The 24552-nt window shown below is 68.0% G+C and carries 21 protein-coding genes; 8 read left to right on the top strand and 13 right to left on the bottom strand.

Features of this window, described 5'->3' with window-relative positions:
• Positions 1–16: 16 nt before the first annotated feature.
• The 11 genes from VGN82_RS06150 to VGN82_RS06200 all read right to left on the bottom strand — a co-directional run bounded on the left by VGN82_RS06150 (position 17) and on the right by VGN82_RS06200 (position 11900).
• Positions 17–577, bottom strand: a complete 561-nt coding sequence (locus VGN82_RS06150; RefSeq protein ID WP_327526118.1) for a NifU family protein — start codon at positions 575–577, stop codon at positions 17–19.
• A 115-nt stretch (positions 578–692) separates the two neighbouring features.
• Positions 693–1187: a universal stress protein gene (locus VGN82_RS06155; RefSeq protein WP_327526119.1), complete on the bottom strand. Its 495-nt coding sequence runs from the start codon at positions 1185–1187 to the stop codon at positions 693–695.
• A gap of 106 nt (positions 1188–1293) precedes the next feature.
• A complete protein-coding gene (trpS, locus tag VGN82_RS06160; protein ID WP_327526120.1) occupies positions 1294–2343 on the bottom strand; it encodes a tryptophan--tRNA ligase in 1050 nt (349 codons plus the stop codon).
• Between the two features lie 48 nt (positions 2344–2391).
• A complete protein-coding gene (gene murJ, locus VGN82_RS06165) occupies positions 2392–3999 on the bottom strand; it encodes a murein biosynthesis integral membrane protein MurJ (protein WP_327526121.1) in 1608 nt (535 codons plus the stop codon).
• Positions 3996–5306 carry an ATP-dependent protease ATPase subunit HslU gene (hslU, locus tag VGN82_RS06170; RefSeq protein WP_327526122.1) on the bottom strand — a complete coding sequence of 437 codons (1311 nt, stop codon included), beginning with the start codon at positions 5304–5306 and terminating at the stop codon, positions 3996–3998. The genes murJ and hslU overlap by 4 nt, the downstream gene beginning before the upstream one ends.
• 47 nt (positions 5307–5353) lie before the next feature.
• Positions 5354–6439 carry a hypothetical protein gene (locus VGN82_RS06175; RefSeq protein WP_327526123.1) on the bottom strand — a complete coding sequence of 362 codons (1086 nt, stop codon included), beginning with the start codon at positions 6437–6439 and terminating at the stop codon, positions 5354–5356.
• Positions 6436–7005, bottom strand: a complete 570-nt coding sequence (gene hslV, locus VGN82_RS06180; protein ID WP_327526124.1) for an ATP-dependent protease subunit HslV — start codon at positions 7003–7005, stop codon at positions 6436–6438. The genes VGN82_RS06175 and hslV overlap by 4 nt, the downstream gene beginning before the upstream one ends.
• A 126-nt stretch (positions 7006–7131) precedes the next feature.
• On the bottom strand, positions 7132–8343 hold the full coding sequence (hemA, locus tag VGN82_RS06185) for a 5-aminolevulinate synthase (RefSeq protein ID WP_327526125.1): 1212 nt from the start codon (positions 8341–8343) through the stop codon (positions 7132–7134).
• A gap of 86 nt (positions 8344–8429) precedes the next feature.
• Positions 8430–9689, bottom strand: a complete 1260-nt coding sequence (locus tag VGN82_RS06190) for an allantoate amidohydrolase (RefSeq protein ID WP_327526126.1) — start codon at positions 9687–9689, stop codon at positions 8430–8432.
• A gap of 70 nt (positions 9690–9759) precedes the next feature.
• Positions 9760–10506 carry an SDR family NAD(P)-dependent oxidoreductase gene (locus VGN82_RS06195; RefSeq protein ID WP_327526127.1) on the bottom strand — a complete coding sequence of 249 codons (747 nt, stop codon included), beginning with the start codon at positions 10504–10506 and terminating at the stop codon, positions 9760–9762.
• 122 nt (positions 10507–10628) lie between these two features.
• On the bottom strand, positions 10629–11900 hold the full coding sequence (locus VGN82_RS06200) for a lipopolysaccharide biosynthesis protein (RefSeq protein WP_327526128.1): 1272 nt from the start codon (positions 11898–11900) through the stop codon (positions 10629–10631).
• Between the two features lie 212 nt (positions 11901–12112).
• On the opposite strand from VGN82_RS06200, the gene VGN82_RS06205 reads away from it, so the two are divergent.
• The gene (locus VGN82_RS06205; RefSeq protein WP_327526129.1) at positions 12113–14494 is read left to right on the top strand and encodes an exopolysaccharide transport family protein; all 2382 of its coding nucleotides are present in this window, start codon (positions 12113–12115) and stop codon (positions 14492–14494) included.
• A 27-nt stretch (positions 14495–14521) separates the two neighbouring features.
• On the opposite strand, the gene VGN82_RS06210 is transcribed toward VGN82_RS06205, so the two are convergent.
• The gene (locus VGN82_RS06210) at positions 14522–15640 is read right to left on the bottom strand and encodes an AbrB family transcriptional regulator (protein WP_327526130.1); all 1119 of its coding nucleotides are present in this window, start codon (positions 15638–15640) and stop codon (positions 14522–14524) included.
• A gap of 331 nt (positions 15641–15971) precedes the next feature.
• On the opposite strand from VGN82_RS06210, the gene VGN82_RS06215 reads away from it, so the two are divergent.
• The 6 genes from VGN82_RS06215 to VGN82_RS06240 all read left to right on the top strand — a co-directional run bounded on the left by VGN82_RS06215 (position 15972) and on the right by VGN82_RS06240 (position 22133).
• Entirely contained in the window at positions 15972–17051 is a 1080-nt protein-coding gene (locus tag VGN82_RS06215) for a DMT family transporter (protein ID WP_327526131.1), read from the top strand.
• A gap of 118 nt (positions 17052–17169) precedes the next feature.
• Positions 17170–18213, top strand: coding sequence for a GMP reductase (locus VGN82_RS06220; protein WP_327526132.1), 1044 nt, complete (start codon positions 17170–17172; stop codon positions 18211–18213).
• Positions 18214–18216: 3 nt separating this feature from the next.
• A complete protein-coding gene (locus VGN82_RS06225) occupies positions 18217–18606 on the top strand; it encodes a VOC family protein (protein WP_327526133.1) in 390 nt (129 codons plus the stop codon).
• A gap of 91 nt (positions 18607–18697) precedes the next feature.
• The gene (locus VGN82_RS06230) at positions 18698–19729 is read left to right on the top strand and encodes an amino acid ABC transporter substrate-binding protein (RefSeq protein WP_327526134.1); all 1032 of its coding nucleotides are present in this window, start codon (positions 18698–18700) and stop codon (positions 19727–19729) included.
• A 194-nt stretch (positions 19730–19923) separates the two neighbouring features.
• Positions 19924–21087: an amino acid ABC transporter permease gene (locus tag VGN82_RS06235; protein ID WP_327526135.1), complete on the top strand. Its 1164-nt coding sequence runs from the start codon at positions 19924–19926 to the stop codon at positions 21085–21087.
• Positions 21084–22133, top strand: a complete 1050-nt coding sequence (locus VGN82_RS06240; protein WP_327526136.1) for an amino acid ABC transporter permease — start codon at positions 21084–21086, stop codon at positions 22131–22133. The genes VGN82_RS06235 and VGN82_RS06240 overlap by 4 nt, the downstream gene beginning before the upstream one ends.
• A 66-nt stretch (positions 22134–22199) precedes the next feature.
• On the opposite strand, the gene VGN82_RS06245 is transcribed toward VGN82_RS06240, so the two are convergent.
• Positions 22200–22760 carry a GcrA family cell cycle regulator gene (locus VGN82_RS06245; RefSeq protein WP_327526470.1) on the bottom strand — a complete coding sequence of 187 codons (561 nt, stop codon included), beginning with the start codon at positions 22758–22760 and terminating at the stop codon, positions 22200–22202.
• Positions 22761–23305: 545 nt separating this feature from the next.
• Between VGN82_RS06245 and VGN82_RS06250 the strand changes: the two genes are divergently transcribed.
• Entirely contained in the window at positions 23306–24526 is a 1221-nt protein-coding gene (locus VGN82_RS06250; protein ID WP_327526137.1) for an aspartate aminotransferase family protein, read from the top strand.
• Positions 24527–24552: the final 26 nt, after the last annotated feature.

A 24552-nucleotide genomic window follows, 5' to 3' on the forward strand; every position in this document is an offset into this window, starting at 1 on the left:
TTGGAGGCGATCGGGCTCAGACGGCCTCGACCTCGCGCACATCCGGCAGGAAGTGGCGCAGCAGGTTCTGGATGCCGTGCTTCAAGGTCGCGGTCGAGGACGGGCAGCCGGAGCAGGAGCCCTTCATCGCGAGGTAGACGGTGCCGTCCTTGAAGCCACGGAAGGTGATGTCGCCGCCATCGCCGGCCACCGCCGGACGGATGCGCGTTTCCAGCAGATCCTTGATCGTCTCGACCGTCTGGGCGTCCTCGGGCGCGAAGAACTCGCCCTCCTCGATGACGTCGGCGCGCGAGCCGTCCGACAGCACCGGCGCGCCCGACATGAAATGCTCCATGATCGCGCCGAGAATCGCGGGCTTCAGATGGGGCCACTCGCCGCCCGATTTGGTCACGGTGATGAAGTCCGAACCGAGGAAGACACCGGAGACGCCGGAGACGCCGAACAGGCGCTGTGCCAGCGGCGAGCGCTCTGCCTGATCGGCATCGCGCAGTTCGAGGGTTCCTTCCGGCATGACGGCGCGGCCGGGCAGGAACTTCAGGGTGGCGGGATTGGGTGTCGCTTCGGTCTGGATGAACATCGTGGAATCTCCGGTCCCGGACGGTTCAAGGCCGCCGTTACAGTCTTCGATATAGGCGTCCGCGTGGAATCATTCCAGCGCCAACGCGCGCCGCCGGGTCCGCGCCTGAGCGCGCTCACGCCAAGGCGTCGATTTCCTCGTCTTCCAGGAACCCCGGCACGATCGCGACCGGAATCGGGAAGGTGCCGGCGGATTTGCCGGCGAGCGCGCTGACCAGCGGGCCGGGCCCCTCGCGCCCCGTGCCGGCCGCCAGCACGAGCAGCGAGATGTCCTCATCGGTCTCGATCAGCTTGACGACCTCGTCGGCCTTGTCGCCGGTGCGCACGACCCGCTCCGGCTCGAGCCCGGCGAGGCTTCGCACGGCCGCGGCCGCGGCTTCGACCAGCTTCTCGGCTTCGGCCTCGGCTTCCGCCTGCATGACCTCGCCGACGCCGAGCCAGGTCTCATGCTCCGGTGGGGTCACCACGCTGAGCAGCACCATCGCAGCGCCGACGCGCGCGCAGCGCCGGGCGGCGAAGCGAATGGCCTTGGCGCATTCGGTGCTCTCGTCCACCACCGCGAGAAATTTCGGGCGATGGCCCGTTTCATAGGACCGCCGTCGCTTCACCATGTCGTCTGCCCTGCCGCCGCCTCAGGAGCGCGCATCGTGGCCTGCGCCGCAACGTCAGCGCAAGTCCGCCTCGTCATGGTCATTGCGCGTCCGCAAGCAAGATTGATCACGTGCGCGAGACGAAGCCCACGATGTCCTTTACGTCGCGGATGATCGGTGCCGCGATCGCTTCGGCGCGGCCGGCTCCGTCGCCGAGGATCTTGTCGATGTGGCTGACATCGGCGAGCAGGCGGCGCATCTCGCCAGCAATCGGGCTGAGCTTGGCGACCGCGAGATCGACCAGCGCGCCCTTGAAGCCGGAGAACTGGCCGCCGCCGAACTGGCTGAGAACCTGCGCCTTGGTCTGGCCGTTGAGTCCGGCATAGATGCCCACCAGGTTTTCCGCCTCGGGCCGCCCTTCCAACCCCTTCTCCTCGGACGGCAGGGCTTCCGGATCGGTCTTGGCCTTGCGAATCTTGGTGGCGATCGTCTCGGCGTCGTCGGTCAGGTTGATGCGCGAATAGTCGGACGGATCCGACTTCGACATCTTCTTGGTGCCGTCGCGCAGGCTCATCACGCGCGGGGCCGGGCCCTGCGTCATCGGTTCGGGCAGCGGGAAGTAGCCGAGATCGCCGGTGCCGAGATCGCGCTCGGCGATCTGCGCCGCGAAGTCGTTGTTGAACTTCTGGGCGATGTCGCGGGTCAGCTCGAGATGCTGCTTCTGGTCCTCGCCGACGGGCACATGCGTCGCCTTGTAGAGCAGGATGTCGGCCGCCATCAGGCTCGGATAGGCATAGAGCCCGAGCGAGGCGTTCTCCCTGTCCTTGCCGGCCTTCTCCTTGAACTGGGTCATGCGGTTCATCCAGCCCAGCCGCACGACGCAGTTGGTGATCCAGGCGAGTTCGGCATGGCCGGAGACCTGGCTCTGGTTGAAGATGATGCTCTTCTTCGTGTCGATGCCGGCGGCGACGTAGGCCGCCGTGACCTCGCGGATCGAGCGCTTCAGGTCGGCCGGATCCTGCCACATCGTGATCGCGTGCATGTCGACGACGCAGTAGATGCACTCATGCGTGTCCTGCATCGCCACCCAGTTGGTCAGCGCGCCGAGATAATTGCCGAGATGCAGCGTCGAGGTCGGCTGCATGCCTGAGAAGACGCGCTGGTGAAAACTCGCCATCGGGGCGCTCCGTCGTCACGAACGGGGAAGGGAAGGGGGGCTTCTGGCTCAACCCCGCCGCTTGCGCAAGGGGTGGGCGTGCAGCCAGGCGAGCGGGCTTGGCAGCCGGAGCACGCCGAAGGCGCCCAGAAGCCAGCCCGCCGCGCCGTAGGCCGCAAGCCCGCCACCGCACAGGATAGCCAGCGCCAGCATCCTGCGGAGCGCGGTCTGGTCCGGCATCAACCAGCCGTCGAGAGCCTGTCCGAGTCCGGCAAGTGCCGCGAGCATGATGCCGCTGGCCAGCATGGCCGCTGCGACGGGGCGCAGCGCATCGGCGCGGGGCCGCCACAGCCCCTCGCGCGCCAGCATGGCCCCGAGCAGCGCCGCCTGCACGGCGAAGGCGAGGCTCGCCGCCAGCGCCGCCATCTGGGCCGCATGGCCGTTGCGTGCGAGCAGGAAACCGGCGCCGCCCGCCGCCACCACCGCGAGACCGCTGCCGATCAGCGGCAGTCTCGGCCTCTGCCGGGCGAAATAGATCTGTCCGAACACCTTTGCGACGACGGCGAAGGGCAGGCCGAGGGCGAGCGCCGATAAGGCCGCGGCAGTTCGCTCGCGGTCCTCCGCGCCGAAGCGGCCATGTTCGAACAGCACGGAAACGATCGGATCGGCCAGGGCGAGGAGCGCCGTAGCGGCTGGTAATGCGAGCGCCAGCCCCAGCGCCAGCGACCGCCCCAGCATCGCGTCCTGTTCGGCGGCCCTGGCTGCCGCCATCTCGGACAGCACCACCGTGCCCATCGCCACGCCGACGAAGCCGAGCGGAAGCTGGAAGACGCGGTCGGCATAGTAGAGCGCTGCCACGGATCCGGGTTCGGTCGAGGCGATCTGCGTCGCGATCAACAGCACGAGTTGCGCGCTCGAGGCAGCCAGCAGGGTGGCGCCGCCGGTCGCGACGAGGCGCGTCATCTCCGGCGACCAGCGCAAGCTCGGCTGCGGCAGCCCGATGCGGCGCAGGGCGAAGAGTATGAGCGCCAGATGCGCGATGCCCGTGGCGCTGACCGCCAGCGCCTGCCATTGCGCGGCCAACGCCGCCTCGCTGCCCTGAAGCAGTTGCACGCCGAGGATCGCGATCAGGATCGCATTCATCAGCGCCGGCGCCAGGGCAGCCATCGCGAAGCGCCGCTCGGCATTAAGCAGTGCGGCGAGCATGGCGGCGACCGTGGTCAGCAGCAGGAAGGGCAGCATGAGCCTGGTGTATTGCGCCGCCAGCGCTAGGGTCTGCGGCTCTTCCGCGAAGCCGCCGGCCAATCCGAGCACGACCCAGGGGGCGAACAGTTCGCCGAGCCCGACCAGAACCAGCAACAGCAGGGCGAGATGCCCGACCGCCTCTCCGGTGAAGCGACGAGCGGCTCCATTCCCGTGCTCCTGCTTGATGGCGAGATAAAGTGGCACGAATGGCGCGTTCAGCCCGCCTTCGCCGAGCACGCGCCGCACCAGATTGGGCAGGCGCAAAGCAGCCAGGAAAGCGTCCGCCACCGGGCCGGCGCCGAGCAGTCGTGCGATGAGCACGTCGCGCGCGAAGCCCAGCAGCCGCGACAGGATCGTGGCTGCGCCGACGATGAGGGAATCGCGGGCGAGGCGGGATTTTTCCGGCGCAGGGTCGGCCGGAGCCTGCCTCACAGGATGAACCGGCTCAGATCGGCATTCTTGGCGAGATCGCCGATGCGGGACTGCACATAGGGCGCGTCGATCGTCACCACCTCGCCCGATCTGTCGGGGGCCGTGAACGAGATCTCGTCGAGGATCCGCTCGATCACCGTCTGCAGGCGTCGCGCGCCGATATTCTCGACGGTGGAGTTCACGTCGACGGCGATGCGCGCGATGGCATCGATGGCATCGGGTGTGAAGGCGACCGTGACCTCCTCGGTCGCCATCAGCGCCACGGTCTGCTTGATCAGGCTGGCTTCGGTCTCGGTCAGGATGCGCTTGAAATCCTCCACGTCGAGCGGTGACAGCTCGACGCGGATCGGCAGGCGCCCCTGCAGTTCCGGCAGCAGGTCGGACGGTCGCGAGACGTGGAAGGCGCCCGACGCGATGAAGAGGATGTGGTCGCTCTTCACTGCACCGTGCTTGGTGGCGACGGTCGTGCCCTCGATCAGCGGCAGGAGGTCGCGCTGCACGCCTTCGCGCGAGACATCGGCGCCGCCCTTGCCCTCGCGGGCGCAGATCTTGTCGATCTCGTCGAGGAAGACGATGCCGTTGTTCTCGACTTCCCGGATCGCCGCCTGCACGATCGCCTCCTGGTCGATCAGCTTGTCGCTCTCCTCGGTCAGGAGCGGGCCATAGGCGTCCTTGACCAGAATGCGCCGCGGCTTGCCCTTCTGGCCGAAGGCCTTGCCGAACATGTCCGAGAGATTGATCGCGCCGATCGAGGCGCCGGGCATGCCGGGAACCTCGAACATCGGCGCGGTGGCGCCGCCGCCCGCTGCGATCTCGATCTCGATTTCCTTCTCGTCGAGTTCGTTGGCCCTGAGCTTCCTGCGGAACGAATCGCGGGTCGCCGGGCTCGCGGTCGCGCCGACCAGCGCATCGAGCACGCGCTCCTCGGCGGCGACATGAGCCTTCGCCTGCACATCCTTGCGGCGGTTCTCGCGCACCAGCCCGATCGCGATCTCGACGAGGTCGCGCACGATCGATTCGACGTCGCGGCCGACATAGCCGACCTCGGTGAACTTCGTCGCCTCGACCTTGAGGAAGGGCGCGTTGGCGAGTTTGGCAAGGCGTCGCGCGATCTCGGTCTTGCCGCAGCCGGTCGGGCCGATCATCAGGATGTTTTTCGGCGAGACCTCCTCGCGCAGCGGCCCGTCGAGCTGCTGGCGCCGCCAGCGGTTGCGCAGAGCGATCGCGACGGCGCGCTTGGCGTCGTTCTGGCCGACGATGAAGCGGTCGAGTTCGGAGACGATCTCGCGGGGGGAGAAACTGGTCATGGGGTCAGAACTTCCTGAAACATGGGTCGCCGGCCGGAGCCGGCGGGTCAGGCCGGGGTCGCGTCGATCGGAGGCAGCCTGTCGCGCCAGCGCCCGAGCGGCAGCGCCGGCAGCAGCGCGCGACGCAAGCTCCGCCAGCCGACCGAGAGCGCCAGCACCAGCACCGCCAGCCCAAGCAGCGCCAACGGCAGGCTCAGATCGGTCGAAACGCTCTGCGAGATCAGATAGGCGACGGCGATGCCGGCATAGCTCAACGCCGAGACGAGCAGCGCACGCCGGTCGATGACGAGCGCGACGACGCCGAGCAGGGCGAAGACGCCGAGAATGATCAGCGATGTCGCGGTACTGAAGCTGCCGGCCGCGCTCACCATGCCCCTGAAGATGGGATGCACGATGAGTCCGGCCGACAGCAGGTGGAGCCAGAATGCGGCATCGGAGCGTCGGGTCACACGTTCCGGGTCACGCATGTCGATGCGCAGCGCCAGAACGAAGACGGAAAGGCCGCAGAGCAGCAGGATCAGGTTGAGATAATCCTGTGCCGGCCCGGGTGCGGTCGCCGAGATCAGGGCCAGCAGCGCGCCGATGCCGCCGCCTGCCGCCAGCGCGATGTCGATGGGCACGCGAAAGCGCCAGTGATGCAGCAGCGCCGCCACCGTGAAGGCGATGGCGGCAGGGACCCAGCCGCCATAGAGAAAGGCCGGGAGCGCCCGGTCGCTCGTCAGTTGCGCCACCAGCAGGGCGGCGGCGGCACAGAACATCGCCGCCAGCAGGATCGAAGGCAAAGCGAGACGCATGCGCCGCGCGAAGATTTCGCTCAGGCCCCAGGCTGCCAGCAGCGCGATGACGGAAAACGCATCGCCAAACCCGACGACGCGGGACAGGCCCAGAAGAGCGCCGGCGAGCAGGCCGACGCCGATCGCGACGAAGACGTCGTTGAAGCCGCCGATCAGCCGGAATCGTTCGTCGTCCGGGTCGACCACGAGCCGGTCATCCGCAAGGACGCTCTCCCCCAGACGCGGCGGAGACGCCCGCGCTGCGAGCCGCAGCCGCGCCAGATGCGCGATCCGCACCGCCTGGGCCTGGTCGATGATGCCCTCGGCGACGGCGGCCTGGAGATCCTCCTCGGCGATCATGCGGTCTCCAGCGTCTCGATGACGAGGCTGTGGTTGGTGTAGACGCAGATGTCGCCGGCGATCTTCATCGCCTTGCGCACGATCGCTTCTGGATCGGCCTCGACATCGATCAGCGCGCGGGCCGCCGAAAGCGCGTAGTTGCCGCCCGAGCCGATCGCCATGACGGAGCCGTGCTCGCTGGCTTCCGGCTCCAGCACGTCGCCGGTGCCGGAAATCAGCAGCGAGACCTCCTTGTCGGCGACGAGCAGCATGGCTTCGAGCCGGCGCAGATAGCGGTCGGTCCGCCAGTCCTTGGCGAGCTCGACGCAGGCGCGCAGCAATTGCGTCGGATATTGTTCGAGCTTGGCCTCCAGCCGCTCGAACAGGGTGAAGGCATCGGCGGTCGCGCCGGCAAAGCCGGCGATCACCGCGCCCTTGGCGAGGCGGCGCACCTTCCTGGCATTGCCCTTCATGATGGTCTGGCCGAGCGAGACCTGGCCGTCGCCGCCGATCACGACCCGCCCGCCCTTGCGCACCATCAGGATGGTGGTCGCGTGCATTACGGGGGCGTTGCTGGTGTCGGACATGGCGAATCGGGCTCGGATGTTCGTTCGGCGGGAGCCGCCAACATGTTCAGCCCGGCGCGCCGTATCAAGGGGCGCGGGCCGGGCCGATTGCCCGACAACGAGGGATTCACGTGAAACGCGACGGCCTCAGGCCGCGCGCTTCAGCCCCACGCGTCCCCAGATCGCCGTCAGGCCATCGACGAGGTGTGCGATATCGGCGTCGGAATGCAGCGGCGACGGCGTGATCCGCAGCCGTTCCGTGCCGCGCGGCACGGTCGGGTAGTTGATCGGCTGGACATAGATGTCGAAGCGCTCGAGCAGCTGGTCGCTGACCGCCTTGCACAGCACGGGGTCGCCGACCATCACCGGCACGATATGGCTGGGATTGGCCAGATGCGGGATGCCGGCGGCATCGAGGCGCCGGCGCAGGGTCGCGACCCGGTCCTGATGGCGCTCGCGCTCGACCGTGCTCTGCTTGAGATGGCGGATCGCGGCGAGCGCGCCGGCCGCCACCGGCGGAGGCAGCGAACTCGAGAAGATGAAGCCCGAGGCAAAGCTGCGGACATAATCGCAGAGGGCCGCCGACCCTGCGATATAGCCGCCCATCACGCCGAAGGCCTTGGCCAGCGTCCCCTCGATCAGCGTCAGGCGCGAAGTCAGGCCGTCGCGCTCGCTGACGCCGCCACCGCGCGGGCCGTAGAGTCCGACCGCATGGACCTCGTCGATATAGGTCATTGCGCCGAATTCGTCGGCGATGTCGCAGAAGGTCTCGATCGGCGCGATGTCGCCATCCATCGAATAAACCGACTCGAAGGCGATCAGCTTGGGCCGGGCCGGATCGATGGCCTTGAGCTTGCGGCGCAGGTCGTCGGGATCGTTATGCGCGAAGATGTGCCGCTCGGCCCGCGAATGCCGGATGCCCTCGATCATCGAGGCGTGATTGAGCGCATCCGTCAGCACGACGCAGCCGGGAAGCCGCGATGCCAGCGTCCCGAGCGAGGCCCAGTTCGACATGTAGCCGGAGTTGAACAGGAGCGCAGCTTCCTTGCCGTGCAAATCGGCGAGCTCCTGCTCCAGCAGGACGTGATAGTGATTGGTGCCGCCGATGTTGCGGGTGCCTCCCGCGCCCGCGCCGCAAGCGTCGAGGGCTTCGTGCATCGCCGCCAGCACGGCCGGATGCTGGCCCATGCCAAGATAGTCGTTCGAGCACCAGACGGTGATTTCGCGTGGGCCGCGCTCGCCGTGATGGGTCGCGCGCGGGAACTGGCCGGCCTTGCGCTCGAGATCGGCGAAGACGCGGTAGCGGCCTTCGCGGCGCAAGCCGTCGAGCTCGTTGCGGAAGAATGTCTCGTAATCCATCGCCAGCCTCCTGCGGCGCGCGCTTTCTAAGCTTACGGCCAAGCAGGGAAAATGGCACGCGGTGTCGCGCCCCGGTTTGATCCGGATCAGCCCTCGCGCCGGGCCAACTCCAGGATCGCCTCGAGCAGGACCCGGATGGCGATGCCGGCATCGGCCTCGGTCATGTTTTCCAGCGGCGAATGGCTGATGCCCTTCTCGTTGCGCACGAAGAGCATCGCGGCGGGGCAGATCGCCGCCATCGCCATCGCGTCATGGCCGGCGCCCGAGGGCAGGCGGCGCGGGCTCGGATTGGCGCCCATGCGCGCGACGCCGATGCTGAGCGCGTCCTGCAGGCCGGGATCCATCGGCACGGCCGCGGCCCTCGCATAGATGTTGATCGAAAGCCCGACGCCGCGTCGTGCTGCGATCTCGGCGAAACGGGACTGGACTGCCGCCTCCATCTTCGCGAGCGTCTCGTTCGAGGGGCAGCGGAAGTCGATCGTGAACTCGACCGCGCCGGGCACGACATTGGTCGCGCCGGGATTGACCTGGAACACGCCGACCGTACCGACGCCCTGCTCATGCCCTGCTGCGATCGCTTCCAGCGCCAGTGCCATCTCGGCGCTCGCGGTCAGCGCATCCTTGCGCAGGTGCATCGGCACGGTCCCGGCATGGCCGGCCTCGCCGGTCACCCGGACGCGGGCGCGCCTTTGCGCGTTGATCGCGGTGACGATGCCGACAGGCTCGTTCTCGACCTCGAGCACCGGCCCCTGCTCGATATGCAGCTCGAGATAGGCCTTGATCGAGCCCGGCTTGCGCGCCAGCCCGGCGATGCCAGAGGGATCGCCGCCGAAGGCGACGAGCGCGTCGGCCAGGCGCGTCCCCTCGGCGTCGCGCGCATCCAGCCAGGCCGGCTCGTAGTCGCCGGCAAGCGCTCCGGACGTCGAGAGATGGGTCGGGAAGCGGACGTTCTCCTCGTCACCGAAGGCCACGACCTCGAGCGCGAAGGGCAGCACGATCCCGGCGTCGCGCAGGGCCTGCGCCGCCAGGATGCCGGCGACGACGCCGAGATTGCCGTCGAAGCGACCGCCATCCTTCACCGTGTCGATATGGGATGCGATCATCACGCAGGGACCGCCCGGCACGGGGCCTTCGCGGCGGCCCTGCACCGAGCCGGCGGCATCGATGAAGGCGGTGAGCCCCGCGACCTCCATTGCCCCCTTGGTCCATTCCGCGGCCTGTCGATGCGCCGGCGAGAGATAGAGCCGCGTCAGCTTGCCCGGCTCGTCGGTGAAGCGATTGAGACCCTCGAGCGCAGCGAAGGCACGCGCGCCGAGCACGGCAGCGGAGGGAAGCGATTGGGTCATGGGTCGACTTTGAAGCTTGCTGCGCAGGATTTGAAGCCGGGTCGCGGATCGCGACCCGGAGAAGTGAGGCTCAATAGGTCGCGCGGCCGCCCGAAAGGTCGAACACGCCGCCGGTCGTGAAGCTGTTCTCGGCCGAGGCGAGGAAGGCGACCATCGAGGCGACCTCGTCGGGCAGGAGGAAGCGCCCGCGCGGAATCTTGGCCAGCATGTAGCCGATATGCTCCTCGCTCATCTGGTCGAAAATGCGGGTGCGGGCGGCGGCCGGCGTGATGCAGTTGACCGCGATGTCCTGCGTCGCCAGTTCCTTGCCGAGCGACTTGGTCAACGCGATCACCGCCGCCTTCGAGGCCGAATAGGCCGAGGCGTTGGGGTTGCCCTCCTTGCCGGCGATCGAGGCGACCAGCACGAGCCGCCCGTAGTTGCGCTTGATCATGCCGGGCACCACCGCCTGGCAGCAATGCAGCGTGCCGTCGACGTTGAGCCGCATCACGCGCGCCCATTCGTCGAGCGGATACTCCCAGGTCTTGTGGTTGGCGCCGGCGATGCCGGCGCTGGTGACGAGGATGTCGATGCTGCCCTGCTTCGCCTCCAGCGCGGCGGCGGCGGCGTTCACCGCCTTCGCGTCGGTGACGTCGATGCCGAGCCCGGTCGCGCCGTGGCCGATCTCGGCTGCGGTCTTGGCGGCAAGCGCAGCGTCGAGGTCCCAGATCGCGACCGCGGCGCCGCTGGCGGCGAAGCGTTCCGCGACGGCGCGGCCGATGCCCTGCGCCCCCCCGGTGACGATGGCGGTTCTTCCCTGAAGATCGATCTGGTTCATTGTCGGCCCCTGACGCGTTGGACCGGCACCCTAGAGGGTGTCGGGGAAGATGGACAAGGTTTGGGACCTGTGTGCCGTGCCGATGCGTCACGCCCTGGGCGCGGCGGTTACGGCCCGGCGGTTCAGCGGGAGGCGGCCCGCCCCTGGTGCAAGGAGGGGCGCGGCACCGATGCCTGCACCAGCAGCCGGTAGGTGACGGCGGCCGAAAGCACATAGACCAGCCCGAAGACCAGGTTGAGCCAGGGTGCCCAGGCGTCGGCGGCTGCGAAGCGGGTCATCACCCAGGACAGCAGCGCCGCCTTGAGAAGGGCGATCGCGCAGAGCAGCGAAATGCGCGCGCCGGTGCGTTCACGCGCATAGAGCAGCTCGGCATGATACTCGACGAGGTTGCGGAAGGCCGGCACCAGCAGCATGGGTGCGAACAGATAGGCCGCTTCCGAAACGTTGCGGCCGAGCAGGCCCGGGAAGGGTACCAGGGCCAGGATCACGGCCGCAAGGCCGGCGACCGAGACTGCCGCGATGCCGAGCTCGACCATGGCCAGCCTCGCCGGCCCGCCGGTGAAGCCGCGCTCTTTCATGATCTTTTGGACCAGCATCTGGTTGAAGCTGCGCACCGGCATGGCGGTGAGGTCGATGACGCGCATCGCGATCGTGTAGAGGCCCGCCGTTCGTTCGCCCGCCAGCGCCAGCATCAGCAATTTGTCGAGCTCCGCCTGGACGTAGAACACGATCTCGGCGGCGCCGGCATAGACGGCATCGGCCATGCGCCTCGGATACAGCCGCCTGTCGAACCGCAGCCGCAGCGGCGGCAGGAAGAAGGCCAGCGCCACGACGAGCCCCGCCAGCGTTGCTGCGAGATAGGCCCAGGCCCAGACCTCAAGGCTGCGCTGCCCGAAACCGGCGAACAGCAGTGCCGCAAGCGTTCGCAGCGCCGAACCGATGATGACGAGCATCGCCGCCTGCCGGAAGCGCCGCAGGCCGTTGTTGACGATGGCGACGACCTCGACCAGCCGCCAGCACAGGGCCTCGGCCACCAGGATCATCGCGAAGGGCAGGGCCGCGAGCCGATCCGCGAACAGCACGAGGTAGGAGACTGCCGCGGCAAGCCCGATCACGGGCAGGGAGAGCAGGCCGAGCCCGACGAACCCGCCGAGATAGGCGCCGAGCAGGCGCGGTTTCACGGTCGCGATCCGATAGACCGGCGAGACGAAGCCGAAGGCGAGCAGGCGCGACAGGATCAGCCCTGTCGCCGAGGCGGTGGCGAACAGACCGAATTCGCCGAGGGTCAACGTATTCGCAACGATGAGGAAGTAGACAAGGGAGATGACGAGCCGGCCGGCAGAGCCGCTCAGGATGGTGAGGTAGGCGAGGATGGCGGCGCGGTCTGGCAGCATGGGGTCCGTTCTTGCGTCGCGGCTCTCGCGTCACGGGCTGGCCCGGAGCGTGCCTGCCCCGTGTCGCCTGTCGTCATCTTCTAGCCGAGAGGCGTTGAGCGACCCTAAACGAAACGGAACCGTGTCTGCCCACGCGACCGCCTGAACCGGACCGAGACGATCATGCCCGTGCCGCGACGGATCCGTCGCGCCGGCGGGCGAGGACTTGAAGAGTGAAGCGTAGCGTCATGTTCACCACCGAGACCGCTGCCAGCGAGCCGGAACAGAGGCAGGAGCGCCGCGAGCGGCGCGCCGAGCCCGTTGCGGCGCCGGCCGGAATGGCGCTGCTGACCGATCCCGCCTGGCTCTTCCGGACCTTGTGGGCGCGCAAGGGCCTGATCGTGCTGACGACGATCCTTGGCGCGGTTCTCGCGGCATTCGCGAGCCTGCTGGTGCCGCCGAGATATGTTTCGACGGCGCAGCTCTTCATCGACCCGCGCGATCTGCGCGTGCTTCAGAACGAGGTTTCGCCCAACGCCGGCGGCGGCGATCCGACCTCGATCACCAGCTATCTGGAAAGTCAGGCTCGCATCATCGCCTCCGACAGCATCAAGTCGCGCGTCGTCGAGAGCGAGGGGCTGGACAAGGATCCGGAGTTCGGCGGCGAGGCGGCGCGCACTGGCCTGTCCGCACTTCTCGCCGATCTTCTTCCGGGCAAGGGCGCGTCCTCGCATGACGGCATGCTCTATGCGTTGGCTGCACTCGACAAGAACGTTTCGGTCCGGCGCGGCGAGCGCACCTTCGTCATCGACATCGCCGTCACGGCGCGCGAGGCGGCCAAGGCCGCCCGCATCGCCAACGCGCTGGCCAATGCCTATCTCGAAAACCAGGCTTCGGTCCGTGCCGATGCTGCCCAGCGTGCCACGGTCGCGCTCACGGCCCGGCTGGAAGAGCTGCGCAACCGCCTGCGCGTCGCCGAGGAGAAGGCCGAGCGCTACAAGGAAGCCAACAACATCGTCGGCGTCGGCGCCGGCAGGTCGATCGCCGAGGAACAGCTCGCGCTCAACAATGCCCAGCTCGTCGCGGTGCGCACGCGTCTCACCGAGGCGCGCGCGAAATACGATCAGATCCAGGCGGCCCGTCCCGCAGGCATCGAGTCCGGGGCGATCCCCGAGGCGGTCGCCTCCAACACGATGACGGCACTGCGCGCCCAGCTCGGCGCGGCGTTGGCCAGGGAGGCCGATCTTCTCGCCTCGCTGGGTGCCCGCCATCCGGCCCTGGCCGCGGCGCAGGCCCAGACCCGCGACGCGCGCCGCCAGATCGCGGACGAGTTGTCGCGCATCGCGCGCTCGGCCAAGGTCGAGCTCGACCGCGCCTTGGAGGCCGAGCGCCAGATCGCGCGCCGGGTCGAGCAGCTCACCACGAGCCAGTATGCGGCCAGTCGCGCCTCGGTCGAGTTGCGCGAGCTCGAGCGCGAGGTCGAGTCTTCGCGCGTCGTCTACGATGCCTTCCTGCGCCGCGCCCGCGAGACCGGCGAGCTCGCCGGCATCGACACCACCAATGCCCGCATCATCAGTTCCGCGATGCCGCCCCTCGAAAAGAGCGGGGTCAGCCGCCGGACGATCGTGATGCTGGGCGGCATCGCCGGTGGCGGCACGGGTGTCGCTCTCGCGCTGGGGCTGGCGCTTTTCGGCGTTGCGCGTCGCCGCCAGCCGGAGCGCGAGCAGATCGAGCGCCCCGGCAACCCCGCGCCCGCCGCTGCGCCAGATGCGGTCCCGGCGCCGGCCGGACAGATCGTGCCGGTGATGCCGAAGGTGAGCGCGGCCGCGCCCGCTCCCGCAAAGCCCGGCTGGCGGCGCTTCGTCGCAATCCAGGGCGGGCAGGCGATGCGGGCGCCCGAGATGCTTCGGGCGGAGGCTGCGCCGCTCCTGGCGACCCTGCCGGCCGTACGGCACCGCCGCTGGCGGCGCAATGATGGCGAGACGCGTTCGGTCTTCCAGGCCAAGGCGCATCTCGTCGACGTCATCGACAAACCCAATGCCGGCTTCGCCAAGGCGGTCCGGACGGGACGCAATGCACTCGCCGCGCAGGCGCCCGGCACGGGCCACCGACGCATCCTCGTGCTGGGCCTGCATCCGCGGTCCGGCGCTTCGACATTGGCGCTGAATCTGGCGCTCGATGCTGCGCTCGCTGGTCTTCCGGCGATGCTGGTCGATGCCGGCAGCGGCGACGACAGCCTGACCCGGGTCTTTGCGCCCGATGCCGGCGCTGGGCTTTACGAGATCGCGACGGGCGCGGTCGGGCTGGTGCGCGCAGCATTGCAGGATGAGGGCACCGGGCTGTTCTTCCTGCCGCGCGTCGGGAACGCCGATCTGGTCTCTCCGGTCCAGATCGAGAGCGGCTTCCTCGACAAGGCCCGCCGCTTCGGGCCGATCGTCATCGATGGCGGGCCGATCGACTCGGACACGCTGGCGCAGCGCTTTGCCGATGTCGCCGACGACATCGTCCTGATCCTCCGCGAAGGCGAGATCGGCGAGGGAGACCTGGCCCGCGCCAATGCGGCGCTCGGCAGCAACGCGGCCAAGCTGCGCGGCTTCGTCGTCAACGAGGCCTGATCGAGGCGCGCCGGCCGCCGCCCGGCATCACTCGTCCTGTTGCGTGTCGACCGCCTTGCGACGGCCGATGAGCAATCCGAAGAGCGGCCCGGCCGTGACCATCACCAGGAAGACGCGGATGATGTGGTGCGCCGCCACGAACGCGACCTCGGTGTGCAGCGCAAGCGCGATCAGGCTCATCTCGGCGAGGCCGCCCGGCGAATAGGCCAGGATCAGCGGCACGTTGCCGTGGACCGAGACCTTGGTCACCAGCCAAGCGAAGCCGAGCGTGAGCGAGAGCAGGATCACGGTGGAGCCGACCGAAAGCGCGAGCACACGCAGGATGCTGCGCGGCGCCGTGCCGACGAAACGGCAGCCGATGGTGATGCCGAGGATCAGCTGCGCTGCGTTGACGATCTCGAACGGGGGCACTGAATCGCTGAGGCCGGAGACATGGACGATGGCGCTGACCAGCATCGGTCCGAGCAGGAACTTGGCCGGCAGCCGCAGAAAATGGCCGAGGATGATCCCCGCGATGCCGCAGGCTAGCAGGATCAGTTCGGCCGAGAGCGGTGTCTGGAACAGCGAGGGCCCGGCGACGCGGTTCCCGCCGATCGGAACGCCGCCGATCCATTGCACGATGAAGGGCAGTGTCATCACCACCAGCAGGATACGGGCGGAATGGATCAGCGCGATGATGTTCGCATTGCCGCCCTTCTCCTCGCCGAGCGTGACCATCTCGACCAGCCCGCCCGGCATGCCGGCGAAGAAGGCGGTGACCGGGTCGAAACCGGCGACCTTGCGGAAATAGCCGACGCAGGCGATGGCACAGGCCAGCATGAACAGCACCAGGCCGAGCAATGTCGGCAGCCAGTTCGGCAGCTGTGCCACGACGTCGGGCTTGAAGCCCGCGCCCAGCATGACGCCGATCACCATCGTCATCGGCGGGCGGATCACCGGCGGCGCGGCGACGGGCCAGCGCAGCAGGGCTGCCGCCGTGCAAACCACCATCGAGCCCAGCATCCAGGGCAGCGGCAGTCTTGCCTGGGCGAAGAGCCAGCCGCCCGCGCCGCCGAGCAGGAGCGCCAGGGCGAAACGCCCGTAAGGGAAGCGTGCCGGCCCCAGCCCCCGGACGCCGTCGAGGAAATCGGACAGAAGCTCCCGCATCAGCGCAGAACCGCGGCGCAACGGCCCGGCGCGGCAGCGCGGGGGGCAGTGCCCGCGCGCATGGGGCGGAAAGGCGAGATCGTCATGCCGTCAGCTACTCGATTGGCTTGCCGGATGCACCGGCCGTCGCGGTCTCCTAGACCGCGTGGACGGCGCCGCAAAGTCCCGCATGGGCATGGCTCGCCTGCCCTCCCGGCGTGGCACTGGCCCAGCCAGCACAACCCGGCCATGTCCGGCCGTCTCTGGTGCGGATCGCCGGTTTCCTCGATCAATTCCAGACAGGGACGGGAACAGGCTGGGCGTCGAAGCCTCCGGCCGATGGTCGAGATCGATGAGCGAAGAACGGCAGACCGGGCGGCAGGGTCGCGCGGCCGATACGGATGGCGTGGCCGAAGCGGAGGCTCCGCCGCGCTTGTCAGAGCCGTTGGCCGAAGTTGTGCTCGTTGCCCCGCCGTCGCGGCCGCCCGCCGACGGGCTCGAAGAATCCGACGAGAGCGCAGGGCCCGATCATCGGCGCCTGCGCAGGTGGTGGACCAATGCCAGCCCCAATCTGCGCGGCTCGCTCTACATGTTTTCGGCGCTGCTGGTCTATGCGGTGATGGTCGGCGCCATCAAGCATGTCGGCAATGCCATTCCGCTGGTCCAGATCCTGCTGATCCGCCAGATCATCATGAGCCTGATCATCATCGCCTTTGCCGGCGGCAGCCTGCGCCCGATGCTGCGGACCAGACGGCCGGGGCTGCAGGTCGCGCGCGGCATCCTCACGCTGATCGCGATGCTCTGCGGCTTCACGGCGGTGATCCGGATCCCGCTCGCCGAGGCCACGGCGATCGGCTTCAGCCAGGTTCTCTTCGTCACGGTCGCCGCCGTCATCGTCCTCAAGGAGCAGGTCGACGGCAGGCGCTGGGCGGCGACCATCATCGGCTTCATCGGTGTCCTCGTCATGCTTCGGCCGACGAGCGAGGGTCTCGACACCTTTGCGCTGCTGGCGGTTGCCGGCGCCGTGTTCAACGCGGCGATCACCGTCAGCGTGCGGATGCTGGCGGCGACCGAGCGCACGGACACGATCCTGATCTGGCAGGGCATCGTGCTGATCACCACGCTGGCCCTGCCGGCTTGGCTCTGGTGGGTGCCGCTCGATGCCACGCAGTGGTTCTGGCTGATCGTCCTCAGCCTGTTCGGGACGGCCGGCCAGTGGCTGATCACCCGAGCCTATCAGGTCGGCGAGGCGGCGGCCCTGGCGCCGCTCGAGTTCAGCCGGCTGATCCTGGCGAGCTTCACCGGCTTCATCTTCTTCGCCGAGATACCCGCGCTGACCACCTGGATAGGCGCGGCGATCGTCATCGGCGCGACGCTCTACACTATCCGCAAGAACGCTCGTCCCTTCCCGCGCGAGCCGTCCTCGGCTTGACCGGGCTGCAGAGGCCTGATTGCCCCGCCGGCCCGGCTGCGGTTATGAATCGGCGCACGCATCCCTTCCCGCCCCTTGGCCCGCGCGTGCCGCAAGCCAGCCGCGAAGGTCCCGAACCATGCGCATCGAGAACGACCCCAAGCTCGATTTCCGCGACGTCCTGATCCGCCCCAAGCGCTCGACTCTGGGCAGCCGTGCCGAGGTCGATGTCCACCGCTCCTTCCGCTTCGCCCATACCGGCAAGGACTGGACCGGCTTCCCGCTGATCGCGGCGAACATGGATGTCGTCGGCACCATGGCGATGGCGCGCGCCCTGCTCCGCCATGGCGCGATGGTGGCGCTGCACAAGCACTACGGCGCCGACGAGCTCATCGCCTTCTTTCGCGAGCCGGATTCCGCCAACGCCTTCTATTCGCTGGGCACGACGCAGGCGGACCACGACAAGCTGGCCCTCGTGCACGCCCAGTCACCGATCACGAAGATCTGCCTCGACGTTGCCAACGGCTACACCGAGAAGTTCGTCGACACGGTCAAGGCGACGCGGGCCGAGTACCCCCATGCCACGATCATGGCCGGTAACGTCGTCACCGGCGACATGACCGAGGCGCTGATCCTGGCCGGTGCCGACATCGTCAAGGTCGGCATTGGGCCGGGCTCGGTCTGCACCACCCGCAAGATGACTGGCGTCGGCTATCCGCAGCTTTCCGCGATCATCGAATGCGCCGATGCGGCGCATGGGCTGAAGGGGCTGGTCTGCGGCGATGGCGGAGTCACGGTTCCGGGCGACCTCGCCAAGGGCTATGGCGCCGGCGCCGATTTCATGATGCTCGGCGGCATGCTCGCCGGCCATGACGAATGCGAGGGTGACATCCGCTATGAGGAGCGCGGTGGCGAGAAGGTGCCCGTCGGAATGACCTTCTACGGCATGTCGTCGGACACGGCGATGAAGCGCTATTCGGGCGGCGTCGCGAAGTATCGCGCCTCCGAGGGCAAGACCGTCGAGGTGCCCTATCGCGGCCCGGTCGAGGGCACGATGCAGGAGCTGATGGGCGGGGTGCGCTCGGCCATGACTTACATCGGCGCGGTTCGCCTCAAGGAAATGGCCAAGCGCACCACCTTCATCATGGTTGGCAGCCAGCTCAACACGGTGTTCGGGGGATAGACCTTGCAGGCTGGTGTGTGCGCGGTTCTGGTCCATGTCGCCGACATGGACGCAGGCCTGTCGTGGTATCGAAACGCATTTCCTGACGCGGTGCTCGAGGTCAGCTACCCGTCCGGCTTTGTGTTTCTGAGAATCGGCGCGACCCAGCTCGAAATCGTCCCCGCCGACGCGAAGGTCGGCAGCGGCGCTGCCGGCTCGGTCGTCTACTGGTGGGTGGATGACTTTGCGAGGTCCCTCACCGGGCTGAAGTCCGCTGGCGCGGTCCTTTACCGGGGGCCGTTGGAAATCGACGGCAAACTCTGGATGTGCCAGCTGCGCGATCCATGGGGCAACTGCATCGGCATCAGGGGGCCGCTTGCCGCGAATCCGTCGGATGTCGGCTCTGCCACTTGAGCGAGATCGACCCGCTACCGCTCGCGGCGCGTCTGTTGCATAGTCGCGCCCGCAACACGGAGAGCCGACGACGGCTCCGGGGAGAACGGACATGAAGACCACGATTCTGACGGCGGCTGCGATGCTCGCCATGGGCACCGCGCTGGCGAGCGCCCAGCAACTGGCCCCGAGCCCGACGCTCGACGCGGTCAAGGCCCGCGGGCACATCGAATGCGGCGTCCATCTCGGCCTGCCGGGCTTCTCCTTCGCCGACGACAAGGGAGAATGGACCGGGCTCGACGTCGATTACTGCAAGGCGCTCGCCGCCGCGGTGCTCGGCGACGCAAAGAAGGTCAAGTTCACGCCGACCTCGGTGCAGCAGCGCTGGCCGATCCTGCAGTCCGGCCAGGTCGACCTGCTCTCGCGCAATTCGACCATCACCTTCTCGCGCAACGCCTCGCTCGGCCTGAACTTCCAGGGCATCAATTTCTACGAGGGCCAGACCTTCATCGTCCGCAAGGCGACCAACGCCAAGACCGCTGCCGATCTCGACGGCGCCTCGGTTTGCGTCGCCGCCGGCTCGACCGAGGAGAAGAATGCCTCCGACTGGTTCGCGGAGCGCAACCTCAAGGTCACGATCACCAATTTCCAGAAGAACGACGACGCCATCGCCGCCTATGACGCCGGCCGTTGCGACGCCTACACCGCCGGTGTCGGCGCGCTCGCCGGCCAGCGCGCCAAGCTCAAGGTTCCCGGCGACCACGTCATCCTGACGCAGCCGATCTCGAACGACCCCCAGGGGCCGGTGACGCGCTGGGGCGACGAGCGCTGGCAGCTGATCGTGCGCTGGGTGCTGAACGGCACGATCGCGGCCGAAATGCTCGGCGTGACCGCGGCCAATGTCGATCAGATGAAGGCCAGCTCGAAGAACTCGGAAGTCCGCCGCCTGCTCGGCGCCGAGGGCAATTTCGGCGCCCTGATGGGGCTCTCGAACGACTGGATGTACAACGTCATCAAGCAGGTCGGGAACTATGGCGAGAGCTTCGAGCGCACCGTCGGCATGGGTTCGCCGCTGAAGCTCGAGCGCGGCCAGAACCAGCTCTGGACCAAGGGCGGGCTGCTCTTCACGCCGCCCTTCCAGTGAGAGCAGGGCGGGCCGCCCGCCTCTGATCGCCAGTCCGCATGAACCGTGCGTCATCCCGGACAAGCGGTAGCGCCGCGCAGATCCGGGATCCATCGTAGAGTACGATGCCCTGCGATGGATTCCGGCGCGCCGCTTTCCCGCGGCCGGGGTGACGACGCGGTTCTCGTGATCTTCCCGAACTCGTGGCTGACCTCGTGACCAGAGCCCTCGCCCTCCTCAACGACAAGCGCGTCCGCGACTGGCTCTACCAGATCGCGCTCGTGCTCGGCCTTGTGGCCCTGACCGTCTTCTTCGTGCGCAACGCCTCGGAGAACATGGTCAAGGCCGGCATCGCCTCCGGCTTCGATTTCCTCTGGCGCAATTCGGGCATCGACGTGCCCTTCGTCCTGACCGGCTACACCCGCGCCGACACGATCCTCAGCCTGTTCTGGACCGGCGTCGCCAACACGATGCTGGTGACCGTCGTGGCGATCGTGCTCGCGACCGCGCTGGGCTTCGTCGTCGGCATTGCGCGCTTGTCCTCGCATTGGCTGCTCTCGACGATCGCGGGCGCCTATATCGAGTTCGTCCGCAACATCCCGCTGCTGTTCTTCGTGCTGTTCTGGTATTTCGGCGTCATCGCCGCCCTGCCCGCCCCGCGCGACAGCCTCGGCATCTTCGGGATCGCCTTCCTCAACAACCGCGGGCTGACCATCCCGCTGCCGGACGCGCCGGGCAACTTCCGCTGGGCGCTGCTGGCGATCCTGGTCTCCTGGTTCGCGCAGTGGCTGGTTACCCGCTGGGCGCGCCGTCGCAAGGAGCGCACCGGCCAGGATGCGCCCGTGCTGGCGATCGGCCTCGTGCTGATCCTGATTGTGCCGGCGCTGGCCGTCGCCTGGGCCAGCCTCGCGACGCGCTGGGACATTCCGGTCCTGCGCGGCTTCAATTATCGCGGCGGCTTCGTCGTGATCCCGGAATTCGTGGCGTTGCTCGCGGCACTGGTGACCTACACCGCGGGCTTCATCGCCGAGATCGTGCGCGGCGGCATCCAGGCGGTGCCTCATGGCCAGATCGAGGCCGCCTCGGCGCTCGGCCTGCGTCCCCGCCGGATTCTGACCCTCGTCACCATTCCGCAGGCGCTGCGCGTGATGATCCCGCCGCTGACCAACCAGTATCTCAACGTGCTGAAGAACTCGTCCTTCGGCGCGGCGATCGCCTATCCCGACGTGGTCAGCCTGTTCATGGGCTCGGCGCTCAACAACACCGGGCAGGCGATCGAGATCATCGCGATGACGCTGGCGGTGTATCTTGTCATCGGCCTTGCCGTCTCCGCCTTCATGAACTGGTATAATGCCAGGATCGCGCTGGTGACCCGATGAGTGCCGCCACCTTCCCCCTCTGGCGCCGGCGCCTCTTCGGCACGCCCGCCACCGGCGTCGTGACGATCCTTCTGGGTCTCCTGCTCGCCTGGATCGCCATCCCGATCATCCGCTGGGCCCTCATCGACGCGACCTGGACCGGCACGACCCGGGCCGATTGCGCCGCGGGAGGCGCCTGCTGGGTCTTCGTCAAGGCCCGTTTCGGCCAGTTCATGTACGGGCTCTATCCCGTCGACCAGCGCTGGCGGGCTGACCTGGCCGGATTCCTCTTTGTTCTGGGCGTCGCGGCGGTCGTGCTGGTGTCGCCGCGTCTGCGGCTCAAGGCGGCGATCGCCGTGCTCCTGATCCTGCCGCCGCTCGGCATCTGGCTGCTCTCGGGCGGCTTCGGCCTGCGCTACATCGAGACGCGCGAATGGGGCGGGCTGATGCTGACCCTGTTCATCTCGGTCTATGCCAGCTTGATCGCGATCCCGCTCGGCATCCTGCTGGCGCTCGGCCGGCAATCGGAGCTGCGCGTCATCCGGCTGATCAGCGTGCTGTTCATCGAATTCTGGCGCGGCGTGCCGATCATCGCGGTGATCTTCCTCGCCTCGCTGCTGCTGCCGCTGATCCTGCCGGGCGGCATCGGCATCGACCGGCTCGCCCGCGCGGTGATCGGGCTCGGCCTCGTCATCGCCGCCTATATGGCGGAGGCCGTGCGTGGCGGCCTCCAGGCCCTGCCATCGGGGCAGCGTGAAGCGGCGACCGCGCTGGGGCTGACCTATTGGAAGGCGACGGGGCTCATCATCCTGCCGCAGGCCCTGCGCATTTCGCTGCCGGCGATGACCAACGAGTTCATCGCGCTGGTCAAGAACACCACGCTCGTGCTGGTGGTCTCGATCCTCGATCTGCTCGGCATCGCGCAGGCCTCGCTGGCGGATCCGAACTGGGTCGGCATGAGCATGGAGGCCTATGCCTTCTCGGGCTCGATCTACTGGCTGATCTGCTTCGCGCTCTCGCGCTGGAGCCGGCATCTCGAGACGCTCGGCCGGCGCCAGCATCGGTGAGCCTAGGCTTGCACGAAAAAAGCCGGCCTCGCGGCCGGCTTTTGACGATCGGTCAGGCTGCTTGCCTCAGGCCCGTGCGACCTTGCTGCGATCGCGACGGCGATCTGCAGCCGGCTGATAGGCGATGCGGGCGTGGTAACCGCAATAGGGCATGCCGGTCTGGGACCTAGCGCCGCAGAAGCGGAACTCGGGGGTCGTCGGATCGCCCATCGGCCAGCGGCACATGTATTCGCGCAGATCCATGATCGTGACCCGCTCGGAGAACGGGATCACCACGTCCTCGGACGGCATCGGCTCCTGCTCGGCTTCGGCCTCAGCTTCTGGAGAATATTGCGGGGCGAGCGCGTTGGCACCGCGCGTCATCCCCTGGGTCGCGCCCGGGCCGCCGCTCATCGGATGGCTCGGCGAGCGGGTCGGGGTCTTACGAGGGGTGGAGGTGCGGGGCGTGCTGGCGGCAGCGGGATTCTTGGCGCGGCCCGACAAGCCCAGGCGATGCACTTTCCCGATCACGGCGTTGCGCGTCACGTTGCCGAGCTCGGCCGCGATCTGGCTGGCGCTCAGGCCGTCGCTCCAGAGCTTCTTCAGAAGCTCGACGCGTTCTTCCGTCCATGCTCCGGCTTCGTTCATCGGGCTCACCTGTCTTCTCCGGCCGGCTCTTGGCGGAGCCGTCCTAGGGGCGGATCATGGCGGAATCCGATACCGGCGGCGTCCGTCGCTAAACGGAAGCCGTTACAGCCGAAACTGACGGTACAGGGGTCGCCGCACGAGATGTCGTATCTGACAGGGGCGACCATACAAGATGCCCGGACTCGGCCACAAGAGTCGGCGAATCCGAAATCGCCTTTTCCCCAGAGCTTTCATCAATCGCGCGTCAAGCGAATCCTTTCGGCAACACTCCCGCCCCGGCATGGAATTGACAGGGGCGGCGCCCTTTTGCATAGTTGTTGACGTATCGCCGCCGCCCTTCCGGGCGGCGCTTATGTTTGCGGATCAGGGCCTTCCACGATGCGGATGACGGCGCGACGAGAAGTCGGAAGCTGGCTGCGACGATAGCGTCGTCGCCCGGTCGCATTCGGCTGTGCAGCTAGGAGCTGCCGTCGCCCCGCCCGGACCACCGTTTTCAGTCCAGCGCCAATCCGTTCTCCTGTCGCCCGTCGCGAGGATCGCATCCCATGGCCTCTGCCCCCGTTTCCGCTTCCCAATCCGTCCTGCTTCCGACCTATGCCCGCGCTCCCGTCGCTTTCGAGCGCGGTGAGGGGCCCTGGGCGATCACCGCCGACGGCACGCGCTATCTCGATTTCGGCGCCGGCATCGCCGTCAACGCGCTCGGCCATGCCCATCCGCATCTGGTCAAGGCCTTGACCGAGCAGGCCGGCAAGATCTGGCACACCTCGAACCTCTACACGATGCCGGAGGGCGAGAGGCTGGCGCGCCGGCTCTGCGAGGCGACCTTTGCCGATCGCGCCTTCTTCACCAATTCTGGCGCCGAGGCGAATGAGTGCGCCATCAAGATGGCGCGCAAGTACCACGCTGCGAAAGGCCATCCGGAGCGCTACCGGATCATTACCTTCGAGGGCGCCTTCCATGGCCGCACGCTGGCGACGATCGCCGCCGGCGGGCAGCAGAAATACATCGACGGCTTCGGCCCCAAGGTCGACGGCTTCGACCAGGTGCCTTTCGACGACGAGGCTGCGCTGAAGGCCGCGATCGGCCCCGAGACCGCAGCCCTGATGGTCGAACCGATCCAGGGCGAGGGCGGGCTGCGCCCGGCCACGGCGCGCTTCCTGCGGCTGCTGCGCGAGCTTTGCGACGAGCATGGCCTGATGCTGATCTTCGACGAGATCCAGACCGGCGTCGGCCGCACCGGCAAGTTCTTTGCATATGAGCTGTCGGGCGTGGCGCCCGACATCATGTCGGTTGCCAAGGGCATCGGCGGCGGCTTCCCGATGGGCGTCTGCCTTGCCACCGAGGAGGCGGCTTCGGGCATGACACTGGGCACGCACGGCACCACCTTCGGCGGCAATCCGCTCGCCATGGCCGTCGGCAACGCGGTGCTGGATGTCATCCTCGCGCCGGGCTTCCTCGATCATGTCGCGCAAACGGCGCTGCGCCTGAAGCAGTCGCTCGCCGAGCTCAAGGACAAGCATCCGAAGGTGATCGCCGAGATCCGCGGCGAGGGGCTGATGCTCGGCCTCAAGCTGAATACGCCGAACACCGACTTCGTCGCCGAGGCGCGGGCCGCAGGCCTGCTCGTCGTGGCTGCCGGCGACAATGTCGTGCGCCTGCTGCCCCCCCTGATCATCGGCGATGCGGAAGTGGCGGACGCCGTCGCGCGCCTCGATCGTGCCGCCGGCGCTGTCGAGGCGACACTGAACCGGCCCGCGGCCGAATAGCACCGATCCATTCCATAGAAGCGAAG

Source organism: Allobosea sp. (assembly GCF_035999205.1).
Classification (GTDB): Bacteria; Pseudomonadota; Alphaproteobacteria; order Rhizobiales; family Beijerinckiaceae; genus Allobosea.